The organism is Tenacibaculum sp. 1B UA (assembly GCF_033978845.1).
In the GTDB taxonomy this organism is placed as follows: Bacteria; Bacteroidota; Bacteroidia; order Flavobacteriales; family Flavobacteriaceae; genus Polaribacter.
Genome location: NZ_JAKVUA010000002.1, coordinates 211,519 through 233,056, shown reverse-complemented (window position 1 = coordinate 233,056; position 21,538 = coordinate 211,519). Strand labels below are relative to the sequence as shown.

24 protein-coding genes are annotated in these 21,538 nt (G+C 31.1%); 11 read left to right on the top strand and 13 right to left on the bottom strand.

Annotated features, from left to right (window positions below):
• Positions 1 to 439 precede the first annotated feature (439 nt).
• The 7 genes from MK851_RS04100 to MK851_RS04070 all read right to left on the bottom strand — a co-directional run bounded on the left by MK851_RS04100 (position 440) and on the right by MK851_RS04070 (position 8,919).
• Positions 440 to 1,564: an energy transducer TonB gene (locus tag MK851_RS04100; protein WP_303509188.1), complete on the bottom strand. Its 1,125-nt coding sequence runs from the start codon at positions 1,562 to 1,564 to the stop codon at positions 440 to 442.
• Positions 1,565 to 1,708: 144 nt separating this feature from the next.
• Positions 1,709 to 1,975, bottom strand: a complete 267-nt coding sequence (locus tag MK851_RS04095; protein WP_303509190.1) for a TonB family protein — start codon at positions 1,973 to 1,975, stop codon at positions 1,709 to 1,711.
• 407 nt (positions 1,976 to 2,382) lie between these two features.
• Positions 2,383 to 3,051 carry a TonB family protein gene (locus MK851_RS04090; protein ID WP_320241674.1) on the bottom strand — a complete coding sequence of 223 codons (669 nt, stop codon included), beginning with the start codon at positions 3,049 to 3,051 and terminating at the stop codon, positions 2,383 to 2,385.
• 199 nt (positions 3,052 to 3,250) lie between these two features.
• Positions 3,251 to 4,180, bottom strand: coding sequence for a peptidylprolyl isomerase (locus MK851_RS04085; RefSeq protein ID WP_303509196.1), 930 nt, complete (start codon positions 4,178 to 4,180; stop codon positions 3,251 to 3,253).
• Positions 4,181 to 4,290: 110 nt separating this feature from the next.
• Positions 4,291 to 5,769 (bottom strand): hypothetical protein, encoded by a 1,479-nt coding sequence (locus tag MK851_RS04080; RefSeq protein ID WP_320241672.1) that lies wholly within the window; start codon positions 5,767 to 5,769, stop codon positions 4,291 to 4,293.
• 64 nt (positions 5,770 to 5,833) lie between these two features.
• A complete protein-coding gene (locus tag MK851_RS04075) occupies positions 5,834 to 7,420 on the bottom strand; it encodes a peptide chain release factor 3 (protein WP_303509200.1) in 1,587 nt (528 codons plus the stop codon).
• Between the two features lie 95 nt (positions 7,421 to 7,515).
• Positions 7,516 to 8,919 carry a hypothetical protein gene (locus tag MK851_RS04070; protein WP_303509201.1) on the bottom strand — a complete coding sequence of 468 codons (1,404 nt, stop codon included), beginning with the start codon at positions 8,917 to 8,919 and terminating at the stop codon, positions 7,516 to 7,518.
• Between the two features lie 154 nt (positions 8,920 to 9,073).
• Here MK851_RS04070 and idi point away from each other — a divergent pair, with 154 nt between their 5' ends.
• The 3 genes from idi to MK851_RS04055 are packed head-to-tail and all read left to right on the top strand — an operon-like array spanning position 9,074 to position 10,985.
• On the top strand, positions 9,074 to 9,595 hold the full coding sequence (gene idi / locus MK851_RS04065) for an isopentenyl-diphosphate Delta-isomerase (protein WP_320241669.1): 522 nt from the start codon (positions 9,074 to 9,076) through the stop codon (positions 9,593 to 9,595).
• 1 nt (position 9,596) lies between these two features.
• Positions 9,597 to 10,010: a 6-pyruvoyl trahydropterin synthase family protein gene (locus MK851_RS04060; RefSeq protein WP_303509206.1), complete on the top strand. Its 414-nt coding sequence runs from the start codon at positions 9,597 to 9,599 to the stop codon at positions 10,008 to 10,010.
• Between the two features lie 3 nt (positions 10,011 to 10,013).
• A complete protein-coding gene (locus MK851_RS04055) occupies positions 10,014 to 10,985 on the top strand; it encodes a type I phosphomannose isomerase catalytic subunit (RefSeq protein WP_320241665.1) in 972 nt (323 codons plus the stop codon).
• Between the two features lie 88 nt (positions 10,986 to 11,073).
• Here MK851_RS04055 and MK851_RS04050 read toward each other — a convergent pair whose 3' ends face one another.
• On the bottom strand, positions 11,074 to 11,427 hold the full coding sequence (locus tag MK851_RS04050; protein WP_303509211.1) for a hypothetical protein: 354 nt from the start codon (positions 11,425 to 11,427) through the stop codon (positions 11,074 to 11,076).
• 488 nt (positions 11,428 to 11,915) lie between these two features.
• Here MK851_RS04050 and kdsB point away from each other — a divergent pair, with 488 nt between their 5' ends.
• From kdsB to MK851_RS04025, 5 genes are all read left to right on the top strand, one after another.
• A complete protein-coding gene (gene kdsB, locus MK851_RS04045) occupies positions 11,916 to 12,650 on the top strand; it encodes a 3-deoxy-manno-octulosonate cytidylyltransferase (protein WP_303509213.1) in 735 nt (244 codons plus the stop codon).
• On the top strand, positions 12,643 to 13,329 hold the full coding sequence (locus tag MK851_RS04040) for an HAD family hydrolase (protein WP_303509215.1): 687 nt from the start codon (positions 12,643 to 12,645) through the stop codon (positions 13,327 to 13,329). Before kdsB ends, MK851_RS04040 begins: the two co-directional genes overlap by 8 nt.
• Positions 13,330 to 13,956, top strand: coding sequence for a chloramphenicol acetyltransferase (locus MK851_RS04035; protein WP_303509217.1), 627 nt, complete (start codon positions 13,330 to 13,332; stop codon positions 13,954 to 13,956). It begins immediately after the preceding gene.
• A 23-nt stretch (positions 13,957 to 13,979) separates the two neighbouring features.
• Positions 13,980 to 14,246, top strand: coding sequence for a hypothetical protein (locus MK851_RS04030; protein WP_303509219.1), 267 nt, complete (start codon positions 13,980 to 13,982; stop codon positions 14,244 to 14,246).
• A 134-nt stretch (positions 14,247 to 14,380) separates the two neighbouring features.
• Positions 14,381 to 14,578: a hypothetical protein gene (locus MK851_RS04025; protein ID WP_115900718.1), complete on the top strand. Its 198-nt coding sequence runs from the start codon at positions 14,381 to 14,383 to the stop codon at positions 14,576 to 14,578.
• Positions 14,579 to 14,607: 29 nt separating this feature from the next.
• On the opposite strand, the gene MK851_RS04020 is transcribed toward MK851_RS04025, so the two are convergent.
• The 4 genes from MK851_RS04020 to MK851_RS04005 form a co-directional block, all read right to left on the bottom strand.
• A complete protein-coding gene (locus tag MK851_RS04020; RefSeq protein WP_303509224.1) occupies positions 14,608 to 15,069 on the bottom strand; it encodes a hypothetical protein in 462 nt (153 codons plus the stop codon).
• Positions 15,069 to 15,605: a hypothetical protein gene (locus MK851_RS04015; RefSeq protein ID WP_320241652.1), complete on the bottom strand. Its 537-nt coding sequence runs from the start codon at positions 15,603 to 15,605 to the stop codon at positions 15,069 to 15,071. The genes MK851_RS04020 and MK851_RS04015 overlap by 1 nt, the downstream gene beginning before the upstream one ends.
• Before the next feature lie 33 nt (positions 15,606 to 15,638).
• Positions 15,639 to 16,184, bottom strand: coding sequence for an RNA polymerase sigma factor (locus tag MK851_RS04010; RefSeq protein WP_320241649.1), 546 nt, complete (start codon positions 16,182 to 16,184; stop codon positions 15,639 to 15,641).
• 63 nt (positions 16,185 to 16,247) lie between these two features.
• Positions 16,248 to 17,690 carry a TonB-dependent receptor gene (locus MK851_RS04005; RefSeq protein ID WP_320241647.1) on the bottom strand — a complete coding sequence of 481 codons (1,443 nt, stop codon included), beginning with the start codon at positions 17,688 to 17,690 and terminating at the stop codon, positions 16,248 to 16,250.
• Positions 17,691 to 17,771: 81 nt separating this feature from the next.
• On the opposite strand from MK851_RS04005, the gene MK851_RS04000 reads away from it, so the two are divergent.
• From MK851_RS04000 to MK851_RS03990, 3 genes are all read left to right on the top strand, one after another.
• The gene (locus tag MK851_RS04000) at positions 17,772 to 18,548 is read left to right on the top strand and encodes an MBL fold metallo-hydrolase (RefSeq protein ID WP_320241645.1); all 777 of its coding nucleotides are present in this window, start codon (positions 17,772 to 17,774) and stop codon (positions 18,546 to 18,548) included.
• Positions 18,549 to 18,642: 94 nt separating this feature from the next.
• Positions 18,643 to 19,401: a peroxide stress protein YaaA gene (yaaA, locus tag MK851_RS03995; protein WP_320241643.1), complete on the top strand. Its 759-nt coding sequence runs from the start codon at positions 18,643 to 18,645 to the stop codon at positions 19,399 to 19,401.
• Positions 19,402 to 20,040: a vancomycin high temperature exclusion protein gene (locus MK851_RS03990; RefSeq protein ID WP_303509241.1), complete on the top strand. Its 639-nt coding sequence runs from the start codon at positions 19,402 to 19,404 to the stop codon at positions 20,038 to 20,040. It begins immediately after the preceding gene.
• A gap of 3 nt (positions 20,041 to 20,043) precedes the next feature.
• Here the strand turns inward: MK851_RS03990 and MK851_RS03985 are convergent, their stop codons facing one another.
• Positions 20,044 to 21,468, bottom strand: a complete 1,425-nt coding sequence (locus tag MK851_RS03985; RefSeq protein WP_320241640.1) for an L-serine ammonia-lyase — start codon at positions 21,466 to 21,468, stop codon at positions 20,044 to 20,046.
• Positions 21,469 to 21,538: the final 70 nt, after the last annotated feature.

Genomic DNA, 21,538 nt, shown 5'->3' with positions numbered 1-21,538 from the left:
AAAAGAGCTAAAAGAAAAGGAAGGCAAAAGTAAAAAAAAACTAAAATTAGGTAAAGAGAAAGTAAGAGAAAAGGAATAGCTTATGATTGAGATAAGAATAAAGTGAAGCTAAAATGGGTAAAGAAATTCCTGAAGAAATAAAAGAAATGGTTCATAAGGCGAATGAAGTGCTTAGTGAATTAGACAAAAAGATTTAAAAGAGATAAGAAGTAACAACTTTAAATAAATAGAAAGTATTATAACTACTCTTTTTTTGATAATTTTATTTCTTGTCTAAAAATGTATTGTACTACTACTTAGACTACTGGATTTACAATAAAGAGCACTATAGTATAGTGTAAGTAAGAATTATCTAAGAGGATAATGTCTTATAAAAAGAAAAGCTTCTAATTAAAATTAGAAGCTTTTCTTTTTATATATAAACACTTTTAAGAGTTATTTATTCATGAAGTTTAAAGTTAACGGGAATATAATACTCAACATTAGCTGTTTTACCATTATGCTCACCAGGAACAAACTTAGGTAGTTTAGAAACCATCCTTTTAGCTTCTTGCTCTAGTAATTGACCGTTTTGTGGACCTTTCATTTTAATGTTGGTTACTTCTCCTTTTTTATCAATAATAAATCGTACCCAAACTCTTCCCTCAATGTTTTGTTCAGCAGCAGCAGCTGGATAGTTAAAGTTTCTTTGAATATGGCTAACCATTCTTTCGTTGAAACACTTTAGTTTTTGCATATCAGGAACCTTTGTACATGCTTTAAATTGAGGGATGCTTTGTACCTCTACAAACTTTACAAAATCAGTAACAGTCTTTTCTTTTACTACATTAGAACTTTTCTTAGCAACAACTTTACTTATTGTAGATTTAGAAGAACTATTATTAGTTGCTCCAGGTGCTCTAAACGTAATAGGAACCCCATATTTTACTTTTACAGTTCTTCCATTGTGTTTGCCAGGTATAAATTTAGGAAGATCGTTAATAATTCTACTAGCCTCCTTTTCTAAAGATTCACCACCTTTAGGTCCACGCATTAAAATATCTTCAACATTTCCTTGCTCGTTTATTGTAAACTGAACTAAAACTCTTCCTTGAATACCAGCATCAATAGCTTCTTGTGGATAGTTGAAGCTCTTAATAATATGTTTAGTCATGTTAGTTTCAAAACACTTTGCCTGCTTAATTAATGGAACATTGTTACATTTACTAAACAAAGGAATTTCTTCAACTAAATTAAAAGGAACTTTTTCAATAGTAGCTGAATTATCTTCTAACTCAAGTTTACCAATTAATAAAGATTTCTTTTTAATATCAGCTACCTTTTGAGAAGAATTAATACCTCCAATAGCAGAAACGGCTTCTTTATTCTTACGAACAACGCGTCTTCTGGTTGAGACTTCAATAGATAGTTGTTTTTTTGCACCATTATCGGTGTCTTCGATTGCACATTTTGTGATACTGTTTGGATCAGCGATTTGTTCATCTGGAGTAGTACATACTTCTTGTCCTACAGCCGCTAAAGAAAGTAGCATAATAGCTACTACTAAGGGGAATTTTTTAATCATTGTGCTCTAATTTTAAGTGTTTGGTAGAGTTAATTAACTATTAACTGATGCCGTAAATATAGGTAAAAAATAGAAAATAACAAATTTATTCTACGATTCAGATTGCTAGAGTGACTTTAATCTAAAAAGGAGGAATAAATTTAACTATAACGGAACCCTAAAAATTATACGCAAAGCGTATTTTATATTAACTAAACCACCTTTATAGCTTCCGGGAATAAATTTAGGAAGAGCAGCAATTAATCTGTGAGCTTCCTTCTTCAGTAAATCACTATTTTCAGCTCCTTTTTTCTTTATATAAACAACATTCCCTTTTTTATTAACAGTAAATTGTACTAAAACCTTCCCTTCAATTTTTTTTCGAAAAGCTTCCTTTGGATAATCAAAATTTCTAACAATATGTTTTATCATTTCCTTTTCAAAACATTTTGATTGTTGTAAAATTGGAGTTTTTTTACATTCTTTAAATAGAGGAATTTGTTCTACTAGGTGAAAAGGAACTTTGTCTAGAGAAGTTAAAATATCCTCTTTTATATTTAATTTTTCAACAAGTGAGTTTTTACTTTTTATTTGCTTAACTTTATTAGAATTAGCTGAAACAATATTAGCTTTTTTAAGTTTATGAAGCCTTTTTCTTGTTGAAATTTCTTTAACTTTTTCAATCTCTAGAGCTTCTTTTACATCGTTTATAGAACATTTAGTAATGCTAATAGTATTAATGTCCTGAATATTTTCATTGGGAGTTTCACATTTTTCTTGAGAGTAAGAAAATGATATTGAAAATAAAATTATTTGAAATTATGGATAAACATTTTACCTTAATTTAAGATTAAATTTATAGGAAAAGAGTAAGTTACATTAACAGGTATCCCTTTCTCTTTACCTGATTCTAACTGAGGTAACTTATTGATAATCCGATTAATTTCATTGGTAATAACTTTGCTAGGTTTTGAACTAACTACTTGAATATTTTTAGGTTTACCATACACATCTACAGTAAATTGAATTAAAATTCTACCACGTATACCTTCCTCTGAAAAGACCTCAGGGTAATAGTTTTTAGAAAAATGTTTTTGTATATTGTTTTTAAAACATTTTTTTGCCTTTTCATTAGAATTATTTTTACACTTAGGAAATAAAGGAACTTGTTCAACTACAGAAAATAATAGCTCTTTAGTTTGAGACTTCAAAGAAGTTTTTATAGATAAGTCGTTATTAGTAGTAACAATAGAAACCTTAGAAGGATTACTTAGGCTTGATTGATTTTTTTGTGGTGTTTTTCTTATTTTTTTTATTCTATTTCTAGCGGTTAATGCTTTTGTAGTTCTTTCTCTTGAATTTTGTTTCTTGTTAACAATCTCACATTTATTTACACTTATAATATTTAAATCAACAGCATTGTCTTCAGGAGTAGTACAAACTTCTTGAGCTTTTAAAGCAATAGTTACAAAGAGAAGAAGTATAAAAAATAGTAATGTTGTTTTCATAGGATTTAAGAGCTTGTTTGGTGTTGTAAAGGTTACGCTTTATTGCTCTTTTGTCCTTAAGGAATCATGATAAATCTATTAAGTAATATGTTCTTTAATGTTATGAATATTAATTAAACATTAAGTAGCTTTTGAATAAAAATAAAGCCTTCATAATTATTACGAAGGCTTTATCAATACTGAAATATTTTATGTGTTATTATTTCACATTCATTAATTCAACATCAAAGATTAAGGTTGCATCTGGAGGAATTACACCGCCAGCACCTTGTGCTCCATATGCTAAGTCAGAAGGAATTACCAAACGAGCTTTGTCTCCAACTTTTAATAACTGAATACCTTCATCCCAACCAGGAATTACTTGACCAACTCCAATTGCAAAATCGATAGGTTGCTTGCGTTTGTAAGAAGAATCAAACACAGTTCCGTCTAATAATTGTCCCTTGTAATGTACAGAAACCGTAGCTCCTTTCGTAGCTTGTTTCCCATCTCCGTTTTGTAAAACCTTATAACGTAATCCGCTTGCAGTTTCATCGTATCCAGCAGCTACTTCATCTAATAATTCTTTTTGTTTAGCTTTTGCTTCAGCTTCACGTTTTTCACGAGCTCCTTCAAAAGATCTAAAAGCTTCTACTGCATTAAAAGATTCAGCGGTATCACCAACACGAATAATTTCTACATCCATAGTGTCGTCTTGTGCAATAGCATCAACAACATCTTGACCTTCAATAACACTACCAAAAACAGTGTGTTTTCCGTCTAACCAAGGAGTAGCAACATGGGTAATAAAAAACTGAGAACCATTAGTTCCAGGCCCTGCATTTGCCATTGATAACTTTCCTGGAGCATCGTGCTTTAATTCAGGGTGAATTTCATCATCAAATTTATAACCAGGATTTCCTGTTCCTGTTCCTTGTGGGCAACCACCTTGAACCATAAAATCAGCAATTACACGGTGGAATTTTAATCCATTGTAATAAGGAGTTCCTTGTGGTTTTGCTGAGTTTTCTAAATTTCCTTCTGCTAAAGCAACAAAGTTACCTACAGTTCCAGGAGTCTTTTCGTATTCTAAGTTTACTAAAATATCACCTTTTGGAGTGGTGAACTTTGCATAAATTCCGTTATCCATTTTTCTCTTGTTTATTTATATTGTGCGATTCCAATATCCAAAATATTATTAGGTAAAAGAATCTTTTTATTAAAATAGCTAAATCATTGTTTTTCTTAGCAATGACAAAGTTAGTTTTTTACTGATAAAGTTGAAAGGTTAAAGCTTAAACCTATGTTAATATTGTTTGAATTTACATTACCGAAAGGCGAATAATATCTACCTCCAGATGCAATTATAGAAACCTGATTTACTATGTCATAGCTCAATCCAAGTGTAGGGCGAATAATAATTCCTTCGTCAGTATCTACACCAGCACCTCCGCCAGCACCTGCCATAATTTCTATAAAACCACGCATTTTTTTGTTAAAAAAATACGGACTATATATACCACCACCTACTAATCCGTGAGCATAACCACCTGAGCGACCATCATACGCAAAACCTGCTTCACCAGCAATATATAACCAATGATTTAAGTCATAGTTAACTTTAAAACCAATTAACTGTAAGTCTATTTCAGTAGCGTTGTAAACATCATCTGTTTTAGCAACATTAAAATAGCTTTGATTTTGAATTTCTAAACGTAAACCTTGTGTACTATAAGTACTATTCTCTTCGGAAGACGTTCCGCCATTTAATCCGAAGTATTTTAGACCAAACCCGAAGGTATAGGCTTCTAAATCGCCTGCAATCGCACGATAATAACCACCATGACCACTAATAGCAATATTTTTAAACAGTTTTAAATCGATTCCTGCAGAAGGATAGATCATCAATCCTCCTTCAGGAGCCACACGACCACCAGCAGCACCGATACCTAATTTCCCGAAAATATTAATGTATTTTGATTGGTATGGGTGATACCCAGCACCAACAAATAAATCCATAAAACCAGCACGTAACCCTCTATAAATAGCATCGGTATGTGCAAATAAGAAGGTGTTTTCGTTTAAATATTTCTGATACTCAAAACCAATAACATATAGCATTTCATTTAAGTCATCACCATTATCTTTTTTTGAATTACCAATAGGTTTAAAGAAATCAAAACGAATTTGTTGTGCATTTTTAACTACAGGTTTACTCCAGAAACTATCAGGAGACAAGTTATCTGCTACAAAATTTTGATGTGCTTTGTCATAATCGGTAAAACGTAAAATACTAGGTATTTCTACAAAGAAAGAAACGGAGTTACTTTTAATTTCTCCAGATAAAAAGTTAACGTGACTGTATTGTATTCCGAAGGAATAATCATTCTTTTTATATTGTAATCCGATATTTGGATTGATAAAACCACCATCATTTACCAAGTAACGATATCCACCACCGCCACCAAAGTGGAAGTTAGCATCTACATATAAGTTTTTATATAATTGTTTATTCACCCCTAATTCAGCGCCTAACGTAAATAACCCTCCTTGGTCACCTGTTGCAGCAAAATGAAATCCTGCGCCACCATACAACCAATCGTTAATTGGAATTTGATAGTGTATACCTGCTAATCCCATGGTTGATTTTAGGTTTGGAAATTTATCCGAAGGCATTTCAACAGGTATAAAATTCAAACGAACTTTATTGTGTAACTCTTTTCCTTGTAAATTAGACAAGTTCTCTTGACCGTAAGTTAGAAAAGAGAAAATAAAAAATAGAAAAGAGAATATGTAGTGCTTCTTAAAATTCACTAGTGAAATGTAATTTTACAGTTGGATATTTACTTTGTGTCATTTGTATGGTAAATGAAGAGTCGGCTAAAAACACTAGCTGACCTTGTTTGTCTTTAGCTAAATAACGTTGTTTTACACGTTTAAACTCTTTGAATTCTTCATTTTTAGTGTCTTCTGGTTCAACCCAACAAGCTTTATGTACAGCAATATTTTCATACGAACACTTAGCTCCGTATTCATGCTCTAAACGATATTGAATTACTTCGTATTGAAGTGCTCCCACGGTTCCTACAATTCTACGCCCGTTCATTTCCATCGTAAATAATTGCGCAACACCCTCATCCATTAATTGATCTAAACCTTTATATAATTGTTTTGCCTTCATTGGGTCGGCATTGTTTACATAACGGAAATGCTCTGGAGAGAAACTAGGAATCCCTTTAAAGTTTAACTGTTCTCCTTCAGTTAAAGTGTCTCCAATTTTAAAGTTTCCTGTATCATGTAATCCTACAATATCACCAGGGAAAGATTCATCTACGATTTCTTTCTTTTCAGCAAAAAAGGCATTCGGGCTGGAAAATTTCACTTTTTTACTGTTACGAACGTGTAGGTAAGGGGTGTTTCTTTTAAAAGTACCTGATACAATCTTCACGAAAGCCAAACGGTCACGGTGTTTAGGGTCCATGTTTGCATGAATTTTAAATACAAACCCTGTAAGTTTTTCTTCTTTAGAGTCTACTAAACGCTCTTCTGCTTGTTTTGGCTGCGGATTTGGAGCAATATCAATAAAGCAATCTAGTAATTCTTTTACTCCAAAATTATTTAAAGCTGAACCAAATAAAACAGGCTGTAGCGAACCGCTCAGGTAGTCATTTTGATTAAAATTAGGATATACCTCATTTACCAACTCTAATTCTTCACGAAGAGTGTTTGCAGCATCTTCACCAACGATTTTATCTAATTCAGGGTTATCGATGTCATCAAATTCCACCCCTTCAGAAATAGTTTGTTTATTATCTCCAGAGAAGATATTTAATTTCTTTCCCCAAATATTATAGATTCCTTTAAAATCGTATCCCATTCCAATAGGGAAACTTAAAGGAGTTACTTTTAAACCTAGTTTTTGCTCAACTTCATCTAATAAATCAAAAGCGTCTTTACCTTCACGGTCTAACTTGTTAATGAAAACAATCATCGGAATTTTACGCATGCGACAAACCTCTACTAACTTTTCGGTTTGTTCCTCAACCCCTTTTGCAACATCAATAACCACAATAACACTATCTACTGCAGTTAAGGTTCTAAATGTATCTTCCGCAAAATCCTTGTGACCAGGTGTATCAAGAATATTTATCTTCTTGTCTTTATAAATAAAAGCTAATACAGAAGTAGCAACAGAGATACCACGCTGGCGCTCAATTTCCATAAAATCGGAAGTCGCTCCTTTTTTAATTTTATTATTTTTAACCGCACCGGCTTCTTGAATAGCCCCACCAAAAAGTAATAATTTTTCAGTTAAGGTAGTTTTACCAGCATCAGGGTGTGATATAATTCCGAATGTACGTCTCTTCTGTATTTCCTCTAAAAAACTCATCTATAAATTTTAAGGTTGCAAAGATACATTTTAAAGCGAACTGTTCAAAAGAAGCTTTATACAGATATGTTTTTTAATTTGAAAAGGAAAATAAGCTATAATTTTATAGGAGAGTTTATCAAACTTTTCCAGTTTTCAATTACTTCGATTGGGTGATTCATTTCGTTATCTAAATTACGTCTTTTTTGTTCTTTATATGAAGGTACTTCTTGTTTAACAAATTGGTCAAATTTAGGATTATTACCATGCTTATCATCTTGTCCAATTTCCCAAACCTTGTTTGTTGCTACACCATTATCCTTTATCCTACAGTAATAAGTTCTATCAGTAACTAAAGTTTGTCCAATAACATAAGCACGTTCAGTCATGTATTTTTCAGCTTTTACAGCATTATCACTTGCTTTCATTATGGAATCATATGTTTTTTTTGCATGTTTTATAAAGCTTTCAGCTGTTTTTGCAAGTGTCCCTGATTTGGGTTTTCCATAGCTAGATTCGTTAGGGTTTTTCCATTCTTCTTTTGCATTTTTATTCATAGGGTCAACATTAGCCATTTCTTGATAAATACTTAATTGAAGAGTTGCGCCTAACATAAAAACTGTAAAACCAGCACTTGCTTTATCTTTTTGTTGAAGTGTGCCTAGCATACCTTCGGCTCCAGAAAGAAAGGTTTGGTCATATTTTTGTAATAGATTAAATAAATGCTCACGATCTTCTTTACTCTTAAGGTCGCGTTGTTTTAGTGCAGGAACATATTCGTAGTTAATCTTTTGTATTAAATTAGTAATAGCTCCACTAATGGAGTCTATTTTACTTTTTTGTATTTCTTGTTTAACTACTTTAGTTATTTGAGCATAAACCTCATCAAAATACTCAGGAATTTCAGGAGGGAAAATAGCCTCGATAATTGCGTTGGCAATTGCGCCGCCTACAGCACTAAGCATTCCAGAAGCAATTCCTTTACCCATAAAAACAGCTACACTTTTAACATTAAGCTTTAATGATAATGAATCTAAATTTGAGTGGAGTTTGGGAGGTAATGTAAAAGAGGAATCTTGTAAAACAAGGTTATATTCATTATCAAGACTAATGTTTTTTAATAAAAAATATAGAGATGTTTTATTTGTTGTTAATTCATATACAATAGTTCGTTTAGGTAAATTATGAAACTTTTCTAATAAAAAAGTGATTCGATCATTTATAATTACTTCGTTAAGTAATAAGGGATACTCGTTAAGTATATTTTTTTTAAGACAATTTATATTAACATCTAGTTCTGTAGGAATATTTGGAACCTCTTCAGGTTGAGCTACTTTAATTTCTGCCTTCAACTTATTATTTTCAATAGAAATAGGAGGTGCTCCAGGTAACTTTTTTTGAAGGATGGTGTTAGTTTTTAATTCGAAATATTCCTTATTTGTTTCAGGTTTTAAATTGCCATATACTAATAAAATATCAGGGTTAATAGTACTCAGTTTTTTTTGAGTTAATTGAATCATTTTAACTAAATTTTGTAGTGAATTAATTTAAATACTCTAAACTAAAAAAACTAAATGAAAAGTTTTTTTATTTAGGTATAAGCGTTATGTTTTTGTGCATAGACTGATAAAAATTAACTGATTTTCGTAAGTTTGCTTTTCATAAATTTTCTGTATGAAGGAGCAAGTAATTTTAGTTGATCAGCAAGACAACCCCATAGGACTAATGGAAAAGATAGAAGCACACGAAAAAGCTTTGTTACATAGAGCGTTTTCGGTATTCGTTTTTAATGATAAAAATGAATTGATGTTACAGCAACGTGCTGCTGAAAAATACCATTCTCCTTTGTTATGGACAAATACTTGTTGTTCACACCAGAGAGATGGAGAGTCGAATATTGAGGCTGGGAAACGTAGATTACAAGAAGAAATGGGGTTTTCATGTGAGTTAGAAGAAGTGTTCTCTTTTATTTATAAAGCTCCGTTTGATAATGGCTTAACAGAGCATGAATACGATCATGTAATGATTGGTCGATTTAACGACGAACCTATTGTAAACCCCGAAGAAGTGGCGTCATATAAATGGATGCCTTTAGTAGAGGTGAAAAATGATATAGAAAACCACCCTGAACGATATACAGCTTGGTTTAAAATAATTTTTAAAGAATCTTACGATAAAATATCTAAGTATATTTAATATGCCTAAAGTAACAGTTCACAGAAAAGCACACTTTAACGCTGCACACAGGTTATTTAACCCTAAATGGTCTGATGAAAAAAATTATGAGGTTTTTGGTAAGTGTAGTAACCCTAATTACCATGGTCATAATTATGAACTAATTGTTTCATTAACTGGTGAAATAGACCAAGAAACAGGATATGTATATGATTTAGGTAAGCTGAAAAATTTAATTAAATTGAAAGTAGAAGATGTTTTAGATCATAAAAACTTAAATATTGAAGTAGAGGAGTTTAAGGATGTTAACCCTACAGTAGAAAATATATCAGTGGTGATTTATAATAAGTTACGTGTAAGTATTCCAGAAAAATTAGACTTAGAAGTTACATTATACGAAACTCCAAGAAACTACGTAACTTATAGAGGTGCATAATCTATGATAAACCAATTACTACGATTTACTCCAATTTTAAAACAAAAAATTTGGGGAGGAAAAAAACTAAACGAATTACTTCATAAAAACTCAGACGGATCCAATATTGGAGAGAGCTGGGAGATTTCTGATGTTGATGGAGATGAATCAATTGTTAGTAATGGTGATTTTGAAGGAAGAACATTACGAAGTCTTTTAGAAGAGTATAAGTACGATTTAGTAGGTGGTTATGTGTATAAAACTTTCGGTAAGCAGTTTCCACTGTTAATAAAGTTCATAGATGCTAAAGAAGTACTAAGTATTCAGGTACACCCTGATGATGATTTAGCAGGGCTTCAAGAAGCTTATGGAAAGACCGAAATGTGGTACGTAATGCAAGCTGACGAAGAAGCTAGTATTATTATTGGGTTTAAAGAAAATTCAAGCAAAGAAGAGTATATACAACACCTTCATAATAAAACACTTTTAAGTATTTTAAATATTGATAAAGTGGCTAAAGGAGATGTATATTTTGTGCCACCAGGTAGAGTGCATGCTATTGGGGCAGGTTTGTTGATTGCCGAAATTCAACAGACATCAGATTTAACTTATCGAATTTACGATTGGGATAGAAAAGATATTGATGGTAATTATCGAGAATTGCATACTGAAAAAGCATTGAAAGCAATTGACTTCTCAGCAGAAAGCTCTTATAAAACAATTTATGTGAAACAAGAAAATGTAGCGAATAAAGTAGTTACATGCCATTATTTTACAACGAATATACTTCCAGTAGAAGGAAAGAAAGAAATAGATTTATCTAAAAAAGATAGCTTTATAATTTATATGTGTGTAGAAGGAGAAGTAATATTTTCTTACGAGAATCAAGAAGAAATTGTAAGAAAAGGAGAAACTATTTTGGTGCCAGCATGTATTGATAAAGTGAAAGTTTTATCAGAAAGTTCTTCAGAGCTATTAGAAACATACATAAAATAAGCTTAAGAGAAGAATCTCCTAAGCTTATAACAAATCAAACTAACTTAACGATTGCTCAATTGATTGTAAAATCAATATTTAGAAATAATTAAGACGTTTTTTTAATAGTATAGCCAAAAGTAGCTGTACAAATAATATTTTGTTTCTTTTCTTCTTTTTTAGATACTGTTATATTGAAAATAACCTCAGTATCACTCAATTTTTTAATGTTGTTTTTGATAACAAGCTTATCATTAAGGTAGGCATTGTCTAACAGGTCAAATTCGATACTGTTAAAACTAAAATTAGAAGAATCTGGATAAAAGCCTAAAGAAGTGTTTGCGTTAGCTTCAATTTTATCGTATAAAACTGAAGTTTTTAGTACTTTGTTTTTGCTAACCTGTTTTTTGTTAACTATGAATTGATTAGGCTGACTGTTTGATGTGATGTTTAGTGTTTTCATGATAATTTTAAGGATTAAGTATTAGTAATTCAGGATCTCTGTAAAATGGATTTTGTACTGAGTACATTACAGTTGAGGTTACGTGTTTTCTAATTGAATTTCGATACTTAAAAGTGTTCATAATGTTTAAAATTTAAAATATTAGTAAATAAAAAAAGGTGCTTTTTTAAAAAGCACCTTGGTTAAGTTTATATTAAAATTGATTATTTAAAATCGATGTTTAATTCTGTTTCTTTGGGTGCTTTTAGGTACGTATACATACTGTTTATGCATGCGGGCTGTACACATAATCGAATTGATTGTGTTGAAAATAAATGTGTATGTGCCTAAAAGCGTTTTCATAAGAACCCAAAAGTAGTAAAAGTTTTTAATAATTGAACAAAATCAAAAATTAATTAATGTTAAAATTTTGTCAATGTGAGTTTTATCGGTTTTTATGATAGCAGTTTAAATATGTATCTTTGATACGTAAACACTTATTATTATTTATGAAGATAATAGCAATGATTCCTGCACGTTATAGTGCATCGCGTTTTCCAGGGAAATTAATGAAAGATTTAGGAGGGAAACCTGTAATTGTAAGAACCTATGAAGCGGCAGTAAAAGCGAATTTGTTTGATGAAGTATACGTGGTAACCGATTCCGAAGTAATTTATAATTCTATAGAAAAAGTAGGAGGTAAGGTGTTAATGAGCCAAAAAGAACACGAGTGTGGCTCAGATAGAATTGCAGAAGCTGTTGAAAGTCTTGACGTAGATATCGTGGTAAATGTACAAGGAGACGAACCTTTTATTGATACCGTTTCGTTATCTAAATTAATTAGCGTTTTTAAATCTGATACTCAAAAAGAAATTGATTTAGCGTCGTTAAAAGTAAAAATAACGAATGAAGAAGATATTCAAAACCCTAATAATGTAAAAGTAATTACCGATGCAAACGATTTTGCAATCTATTTTTCAAGAAGTGTAATTCCGTATCACAGAGATAAAGAAATAGCTATAAATTATTACAAACATAAAGGGGTTTATGCCTTTAGAAAAGAAGCATTGATCGATTTTTATCATACACCTATGACACCAATAGAAGCAGCTGAAAAAATTGAATGTATTCGCTACTTAGAAGCAGGAAAAAAAATAAAAATGATAGAAACTTCAGTAGAAAGTATTGGTATTGATACTCCTGAAGACTTAGAAAAAGCTATAAAACAACTTGAAAATGAATAATATTAAAATAATATCCTTTGATGCAGACGATACACTTTGGGTAAACGAAACTTATTTTCGTGATGCTGAAGATGATTTTGCTCGATTGCTGTCTGATTACGAAACAGAAAATAAAATTCATCAAGAATTATTTAAAAAGGAAATAGAAAACCTTAAAATTTACGGTTACGGTGTAAAAGGTTTTATGTTGTCTATGGTTGAATGTGCTCTAGAAATTTCTAACTATAAAATCAGTCCTAAAAAAATGGAAGCAATTCTTGAGATAGGAAAAGAGATGTTAGAAAAACCAATAGAGTTATTAGATGGAGTAGAAGAGGTGTTACAAGAACTACAAGGAAAATATAAGCTAATTGTAGCTACTAAAGGAGATTTGTTAGATCAAGAGCGTAAGTTGGCTAAATCAGGTATCTTAAAATATTTTCACCATACAGAGGTGATGAGTGAGAAGAAAAAAGCCGATTATAAAAAACTAGTAAAACGGTTGGAAATTAATCCTTCAGAATTTTTAATGATAGGTAACTCATTAAAATCAGATGTATTGCCGTTAATTGAAATTGGGGCTACGGCAATTCATGTTCCATTTCATACAACATGGGCACACGAAGAAGTAAAAGAAGAACAAAAAACGGATGCTTATAAAACAGTATCTAGTATTACAGATGTATTAAAGTTTTTATAGATGAGGTATCTAGATATTGAAAACTGGAATAGAAAAGAACTTTTTAAACACTTTAGAACTTTAGCAGATCCAACTTTTGGTTTAGTTGCAGATGTAGATGTGTCTAAGACTTATCAATCAGCAAAAGAGAAGGATCAATCCTTTTTTGTAAGGTATTTACATGCTTGTATGAAGGCTATAAATGCTGTTGAAAACTTTAAATTTAGAGTTGAAGGAGATAAAGTAGCAATTTATGATGTAATTAATGTATCAACAACTGTTGCTAGACCAGATACAACATTTGGTTTTTCTTATTTTGATTATTCAGAAGATTTTGAAGTTTTTAATCAAAATTACATAGAAGAAAAAGAGCGAATACAAAGTTCAACTAGTTTATTGCCAATAAGGTATTCATTAGGCTGTATACACTCTTCAGCGATTCCTTGGGTAAGTTTTACAGGGCATAAAGAACCTTTCTCAGGAAATAAAAATGATAGTGTTCCGCAGTTAGCTTTTGGTAAATTAAAAGAAGAAAAAGGGAAAGTATTAATGCCTGTGGCGGTAAATGTAAACCATGCTTTGGTAGATGGATACCATGTAGGAGAGTTTTTTGAGAAATTTCAAGCTGAATTGGATAAAATCGATTAATTTTGCATCAAATATTTATAATTATGGCAAGCATAAAAAATTTAAAGAAAGATATTAACTATACATTAGGAGACATTATTAGTATTTGTCAAATAGCTAGAGAATTAAACCCTGAAGCTGATAAAGCTAAAGCAAATGCTATTGTAGATGAAGTTATTGTAACTTTTGATGATTTAATTGCAAAAGTAAATGCAAAAAATGTAGAGAATAAAAAAGCTCATTACAAAGCTTTAAATACTGAGTTAGAGACTAAAGCTAATGCTTTAATAGAAAAAGTAAATAGTTTATAGTACTATAAATTATATGTTTATAAAGCGAGACTCTAATGAGTCTCGCTTTTTTTTTGGATAAATTTTAACATTCACTTTGGAATAAAATTTTGTAAATTACGTTCAGTATTTAATAACAGATAACCCCAATAAATATGGCAAGAGCTATGTATGAGTACACGAAAACTGTGCTTCAAAAGGTTAGTTTTAACGCTGATTTATTTTGTAAAGAGCTTGAGAAAGCTTTAAGTAGATTACTACCTTATGAAATAGATGAACTAACTATTTGGCTAAAACAATTTACAGCTAATAAACCAGATTTATATGTTTGCTTAGCCTTAGTCGATAAGTAAAAAAAGGAAGCTTTTAAAGCTTCCTTTTTTTATTTTTGATGTTCTCTTTTTTTACCTTTTAGCTTTTTTATAAGCTTTCGGTGAAACTCGTGTTCAGCAACTTCTAAAGTGAGAATTTTTTTATCTGATAAAAAAGTTGAGAGCTTATCATAAAAGTGAGTTTTAGCTTCGTATTGTTCTTTTGAAACTGACTTAATTTTATTCACAATTTCTTTTGATTCTTTGTCAGTTAAACTATCAATTCCTCCACAGCTAAGTATTTTTTTCTTTATACTGTATCGTTCCGCTTTGTGAAGTTTAATCATTTTTTTATCATATATATTATATAATGGCCAAAATTTATCAGCTTCTTCTTCCGTTAGATTTAATTTTTCAGAAAGAAAAGCTACTTTAAAAGCTTTAATTTTTTCATAATTTCCTTTTTTAGTTTGTGATTGAACAGAAAAAAGGGAAGTAAAAGCTACAAATAATATAAGTAAATGCTTCTTCATTATTGTTGTATTTCGTTTATAAGTGTTGGTGTGTCAACAGAGCTTAAGTAATCTTCTAGTGTTTCATCACTAATAGAAGCAAATATATCTTCTTCTAGCTCTGAAGTATTTAAGGCTGTTGCAAGCTCACTATTGTCAATATCACCATATCCATTTTCATACCAAGATTCTATATCAGTAATAGTTATATCTTCAAAAGTAATTTTTTGAGTATTAAAATAATTAATACCAATAAAAAGTAAAACAGAAGCTGCTGCAGCTACAGGAACATACTGTAAAATTCTTTTACGTAATGAAATTACTTTTGACTCTTTAGTTTGTTCTATTGCTAATTTTGATTGAATTCGAGCTTCAATTGTATCAAAATAACCGTGAGGAGTATTGAATGGTTTATTTTTTGGTAAACTATCTATAAATACAGAAGTGTTAATAGTCTCTTCAACTTTTTCAAAATAATTTTGAGGAGTTGAAAAACCATTATCCTTGCCAACTTGTTGGTTTATATAATCTATAGTATGTTTTAATTTTTTATCCATTACTTTAGTAAGACTCTTGTTTTTGTAAAAGGTTTAATTATAGTTCTTTATAAATTGTTCTATTTTTTTAGCGGCTATATGATATGAGGCTTTTAAAGCACCAACTGAGGTATTGAGAATTTCAGAGATTTCTTCATACTTTATTTCATCGAAGTACTTCATGTTAAATACTAATTGTTGTTTTTGAGGTAATGTAGCAATTGCTTTTTGCAAAATAAGCTGAATTTCATCACCAGAAAACCAATAATCACTATCTAAAGTAGAAGTAAGCTGTAGTTGATAATCAGAAATATGAATATTCTTTTCTTTAGCTTTTTTGTTGATGAAAGTTATAGCTTCATTGGTAGCTATTCTATACATCCAAGAATATAGTTTACTATCTCTTTTAAAGTGATTAATACTTTTAAAAACTTTTATAAAAGTGTTTTGTAAAACATCATCGGCGTCTTCATGAGAAATTACTATTTTTCGTATATGCCAATACAATCGCTCTTTATATTGCGATACTAGGCTTTTAAAAGCAATCTCTTTGGTAGTAGATTGCTGTAATTGATTTATAAGTGTGATCTCGTCAATCAACCAAAACTGTTTTAGTTGTTAGACATTAAAGATAGCAAAAGGTTTAAAAAGAGATATAAAAAACTACTTAATTCTTTTTGTACACCCAAATAAGCGTTTTTCTTTAATAGTTTCAGAAACTCCTTTAGGAAGCATTTCTTCCCATCCATCTTCTCCGTTTTTTATCTTTTTTAAGACTTTTCTTGAGAAAATATGTAAAATATCAGGGTTAAAGTCTTTAATATCAATTAATCGACCATTGTTTTTAAAGAACTTATAAAGTTCTTTCATTCTAGGATGCACTTTAAGGTTTTCACTAGTAATGTATTCACCAGTTTCCTCATTTTTATAAGGATACATGTATACCTTTAAATCTCTATAAAATAGTTTACCAAAAGCTTCTAAGATACCACCGCTTAAATCACGATAATACTTTTCATTAAAAATTTGAATCAAGTTGTAAACTCCCATAGCAAGTCCCATGCGCTCTTTGGTGTATTCGCTAAAGTATTCTACTAGTTTAAAGTATTCTTGATAGTTGGTAATCATAACGTTTAGACCAAGAGAACATAGTAGTTCAGCCCTGTCTAAGAAGTCACGTTCGTTAATTTCTCCTTCGGCACGAAGGTTACTTAAGGTAATTTCAAAAATAATTTTAGTTTTCTTAGGATCTACTTTATTTTCATCAAAGAATAGTTGTTTAGAACGCTCAAACATATCCATGTTAACCTTAGTTACGGGTCTGTAACTTCCACGAAGAGCCAAAATATTCTTTTTGTAAAGTACTTGTGCAGGCAATAAGTTATTCCCGTCAGGACCAAACATTACAGCATTTGTCATCCCGTTTTTAACAAGTTGTAAACTCATTAAGCGGTTGTCAACATACATAAAACGAGGTCCAGAGAAGTTGATCATGTCAATCTCTAAACGGTCTTTATCAATATTATCGTAAAAAGACTTTAATAAATCTTTAGGATTGTCATTTAAGTAATAAGCTCCATAAATTAAGTTTACACCTAAAACGCCCAATGTTTCTTGCTGCTGACGAGCATCGGTTTCTTTAAAACGAAGATGCAAAACAATTTCGTTGTAATCTTCTAATGGATCTAATTGAAAACGAATACCAACCCAACCATGACCTTTAAATTTTTTAGTAAAGTTTATAGTTGCTACTGTATTAGCGTAACTAAAAAATAATTTATCAGGGTGTTTTTGACGATCAAGTCGTTCCTCAATTAACTCCATTTCATGCTTTAGCATTTTCTTTAATCGAGGTTCAGTAACATAACGATTGTCTTTTTCAATTCCATAAATGGCATCAGAGAAATCCTTATCATAAGCACTCATAGCTTTTGCTATAGTACCAGATGCTCCACCAGCTCTAAAAAAATTACGAACAGTTTCTTGACCAGCTCCAATCTCTGCAAAAGTTCCATATATATGAGCGTTTAAATTAATTTTTAACGACTTCATTTTGGTAGTTGGTACAGTACTTATTTTTTGATCTCCTTTTAACGTAATTGCCATTTTGTTTTTTTTAGTTACGTATTACAAATGTACTCAAATTAGGAAGTATCAGACAATTTTTGTTGTATTTTTGTGGTGAAAATGAAGAAAAAAAATCAAGTAAAAATAACTTTTTTAGGAACAGGAACTTCTACTGGAGTTCCGATGCTTACAAGTAAGCACCCTGTAGCTTTATCTAAGAACCCAAAAGACAAACGATTACGGTCTTCAGTGCTGGTTTCGTGGAATAATATTAATTATGTTATTGATTGCGGACCTGATTTTCGTCAGCAAATGATGCGTGAAGAGGTCGAATCAATCAAAGGAATTTTATTTACACATGAACACGCAGATCATATAGCAGGTTTGGATGAAATCCGTCCGTATTGTTTTCAAATAGGACCAGTACCTATCTACTTAACAGAAAGAGTGCTAAATGTTTTAAAAAAACGATACGATTATATTTTTGCAACTGAAAATAGATACCCGAGTGCTCCAAGTGTAGCGCCAACTATTGTTTCACACAAAGAAAGTTTTGAGTTGGATGGAGTAGAGGTAACACCAATTGAAGTAATGCATGGTAATTTACCAATTCTCGGATATCGTTTTAATAACGTAGCATATATAACCGATATTAAAACTATTTCAGAAGAAGAGAAAGAAAAGCTAAAAAACCTTGATGTTTTGATTGTGACAGGTTTACGAAGAGAACCTCATAAAACACATTTTAACTTAGAAGAATCATTAAATTTTATAGAGGGAATTAAACCTAAAAAAGCATATTTAACGCATATTAGTGAGCTTTTAGGATTACACGATGAGGTTGAAAAAGAATTGCCAGAGAATGTGTTTTTAGCATATGATGGATTACAAGTTTAGTATTAAAAATATCAATACTACAATCAATATTAATTACTTAAAGTAATTGATGGTTTTAGAATAGCTTCTTATTTTTACTTTAAATATTTATAACATGAAAATTATTATATCACCAGCAAAATCGTTAGACTTTGAAAGCAAAGTTACTACCGATGTATATACACAACCTAGGTTTTTAGAACAATCTGAAAAGTTGAATAAGAAGCTAAAAACACTTTCAAGGAAAAAGCTGAGTGAGTTAATGAAGATTTCTGATGATTTAGCAAGTTTAAATTATGAAAGAAATCAAGACTGGCAGCCTCCTTTTTCTTTAGAGAATGCAAAACAAGCAGTATTCGCTTTTACAGGGGAAGTGTATAGAGGGATTGATGCTAATTCTATTTCGGAAGATAAAATTCCAGTTTTACAAGATAAATTGAGAATTTTATCAGGATTATACGGGTTGTTAAAACCATTGGATTTAATTCAGCCATACCGATTAGAAATGGGAACTAGGTTAAAAGTAGGTAGAAGAGAAAACTTATATAAGTTTTGGGATACTATATTGGCGGAATCTTTAAATGAAGAACTTGAGGATGGTGAGCTATTAATTAATTTGGCAAGTGCAGAATACTTTAAGGCACTTCCTAAAAAAACATTAAAAGTACCTATGATAACTCCAGTTTTTAAAGATTTTAAAAACGGACAGTATAAGACTATTATGACGTTTGCTAAAAAAGCTCGTGGATTAATGGTGCGCTATATTATTGATAATAATGTAGAGACTTTAGAAGAATTAAAAGGTTTTGATGTTGACGGATATGGTTTTTCTGAAGAAATGTCTACTGAAACAGATTTAGTATTTACAAGATAAATGAAACGAAAAAAAGTTGCTATTGTTTTTCTTTTAGGTTGTTTACTAATAATTACTTCTATTTATGTTTCAAACAAAGTAATAATTAATAATGCAGAAGGAAAACTATTTAACTCTACAGAAAATATATCTAAAAATAAGGTAGGGTTGTTATTAGGTACGGTAAAGTATTTGTCAGATGGTAGAGTGAATTTGTATTATCAATTCAGATTAAATGCTGCTGTGGAGTTATACAAAGCTAAAAAGATTGATTTTATTTTAGTAAGTGGTGATAATGGCTCTGAGGGATACGATGAGCCCACTGATTTTAAAAATGATTTAATAGAAGTGGGAATTCCTGAAAATAAGATATTTTTAGACTATGCAGGGTTTAGAACATTGGATTCTGTGGTAAGAGTGAAAGAGATTTTTGGGCAAACTTCAGTAACTATTATATCTCAAAAATTCCATAATGAAAGGGCCTTATACTTAGCTAATCATTATGATATTTACGCAATAGGTTATAACGCAAGAGGTATTTCTGGGAAATATGCGGTCAAAGTCCAGCTAAGAGAATACTTAGCTAGAGTAAAAGTTTTTGTTGATATTCTTTTTAATATAAAGCCTAAGTTTTTAGGAAGGCCTATTGAAATAAAATAAAAATTAACAATCAGCTAATCGTACTGTAACAGCTAAGCCGCCTTCTGAGGTTTCTTTATAGTTTCGGTTCATATCTTTAGCAGTTTCCCACATAGTGTCAACTACTTTGTCTAATGGGACTTTAGACTCTTTTGGGTTAGTTTCTAAGGCTAATTCAGCAGCATTAATAGCTTTAATAGCTCCCATAGCATTACGTTCAATACAAGGTACCTGTACTAATCCACCAATAGGGTCACAAGTAAGTCCTAAGTGATGTTCCATGGCAATTTCAGCAGCAACTAAACATTGTGATGGAGTTCCGCCTAATAATTCAGTTAATGCGGCAGCAGCCATGGCTGATGATACTCCAATTTCAGCTTGACAACCACCCATAGCAGCAGAAATTGTAGCATTTTTCTTAAAAATACTCCCTATTTCTCCTGAGACTAGTAAGAACTTTTTAACATGCTCAAAAGTAGCATCGTGGTTTTCTATTACTAAATAATACATTATTACAGCAGGAATTACTCCAGCACTTCCATTAGTAGGAGCAGTAACAACTCTACCTAAAGCAGCATTTACTTCATTTACTGACAAGGCTAAACAACTCACCCATTTTAAAATTTCTCGAAACTTAACTTCGGTGCCTCTAATAGCGGCAATCCACTCCTGTTGATTGTTATATTCAGCATCTTTAATAAGTTTTTGATGTGTTTCAAATGCACGTCGCTTTACATTTAATCCACCAGGTAAAATCCCCTTAGTATGACAACCAATATACATACATTCTAACATGGTATTCCATATACGGTGTAACTCTTTATCAATTTCTTCAGCAGAATTAATTACGAGTTCGTTTTGGTATACAATATCAGAAATATTCAAGCCTTCCTTTTCACAATAAGCTTCTAGTTCAGTAGCTCTGTTTATTGGAAACGGAAAGTTTTGTTTGTTAATTTCAATATCCTCAGCAAGATTATCGTCTTCTTGTACGATAAAACCTCCACCAATAGAGTAATAGGTTTCTGTTGAAATTTCTACCCCATTAGCGTATCCTCTAAAAGTCATTCCATTCGCATGAAAAGGCAAAAATTCTTTGTTGAATTTTACTGAGTTATTAGCAAAAACAATATTCTTTTCATTATTAAAAAATAATAGCTCTTTAGTTTGAATATCACTAATAACTACATCAATAGTTTCAATAGGAATATACTCTGGATCAGCACCACTTAAACCAAGTAAAACGGCTAAATCTGTCGCATGCCCTTTACCAGTTAACGAAAGAGAACCATACAAGTCTACTTTAATCTCTTCAATTAAAAGAAATTCATTCGTTTCTTTTAATTTTTGTATCCATTGTTGGGCCGCTCTCCAAGGGCCAAGGGTATGAGAGCTAGAAGGTCCCACCCCAATTTTAAGCATATCAAAAACGCTAATAAATTGCGACATAAATAGTAAGTTGTTTGTTGGTGGCTAAAATAAAAAAAAGTCCTGTATTTAAAACTTAAATACAGGACTT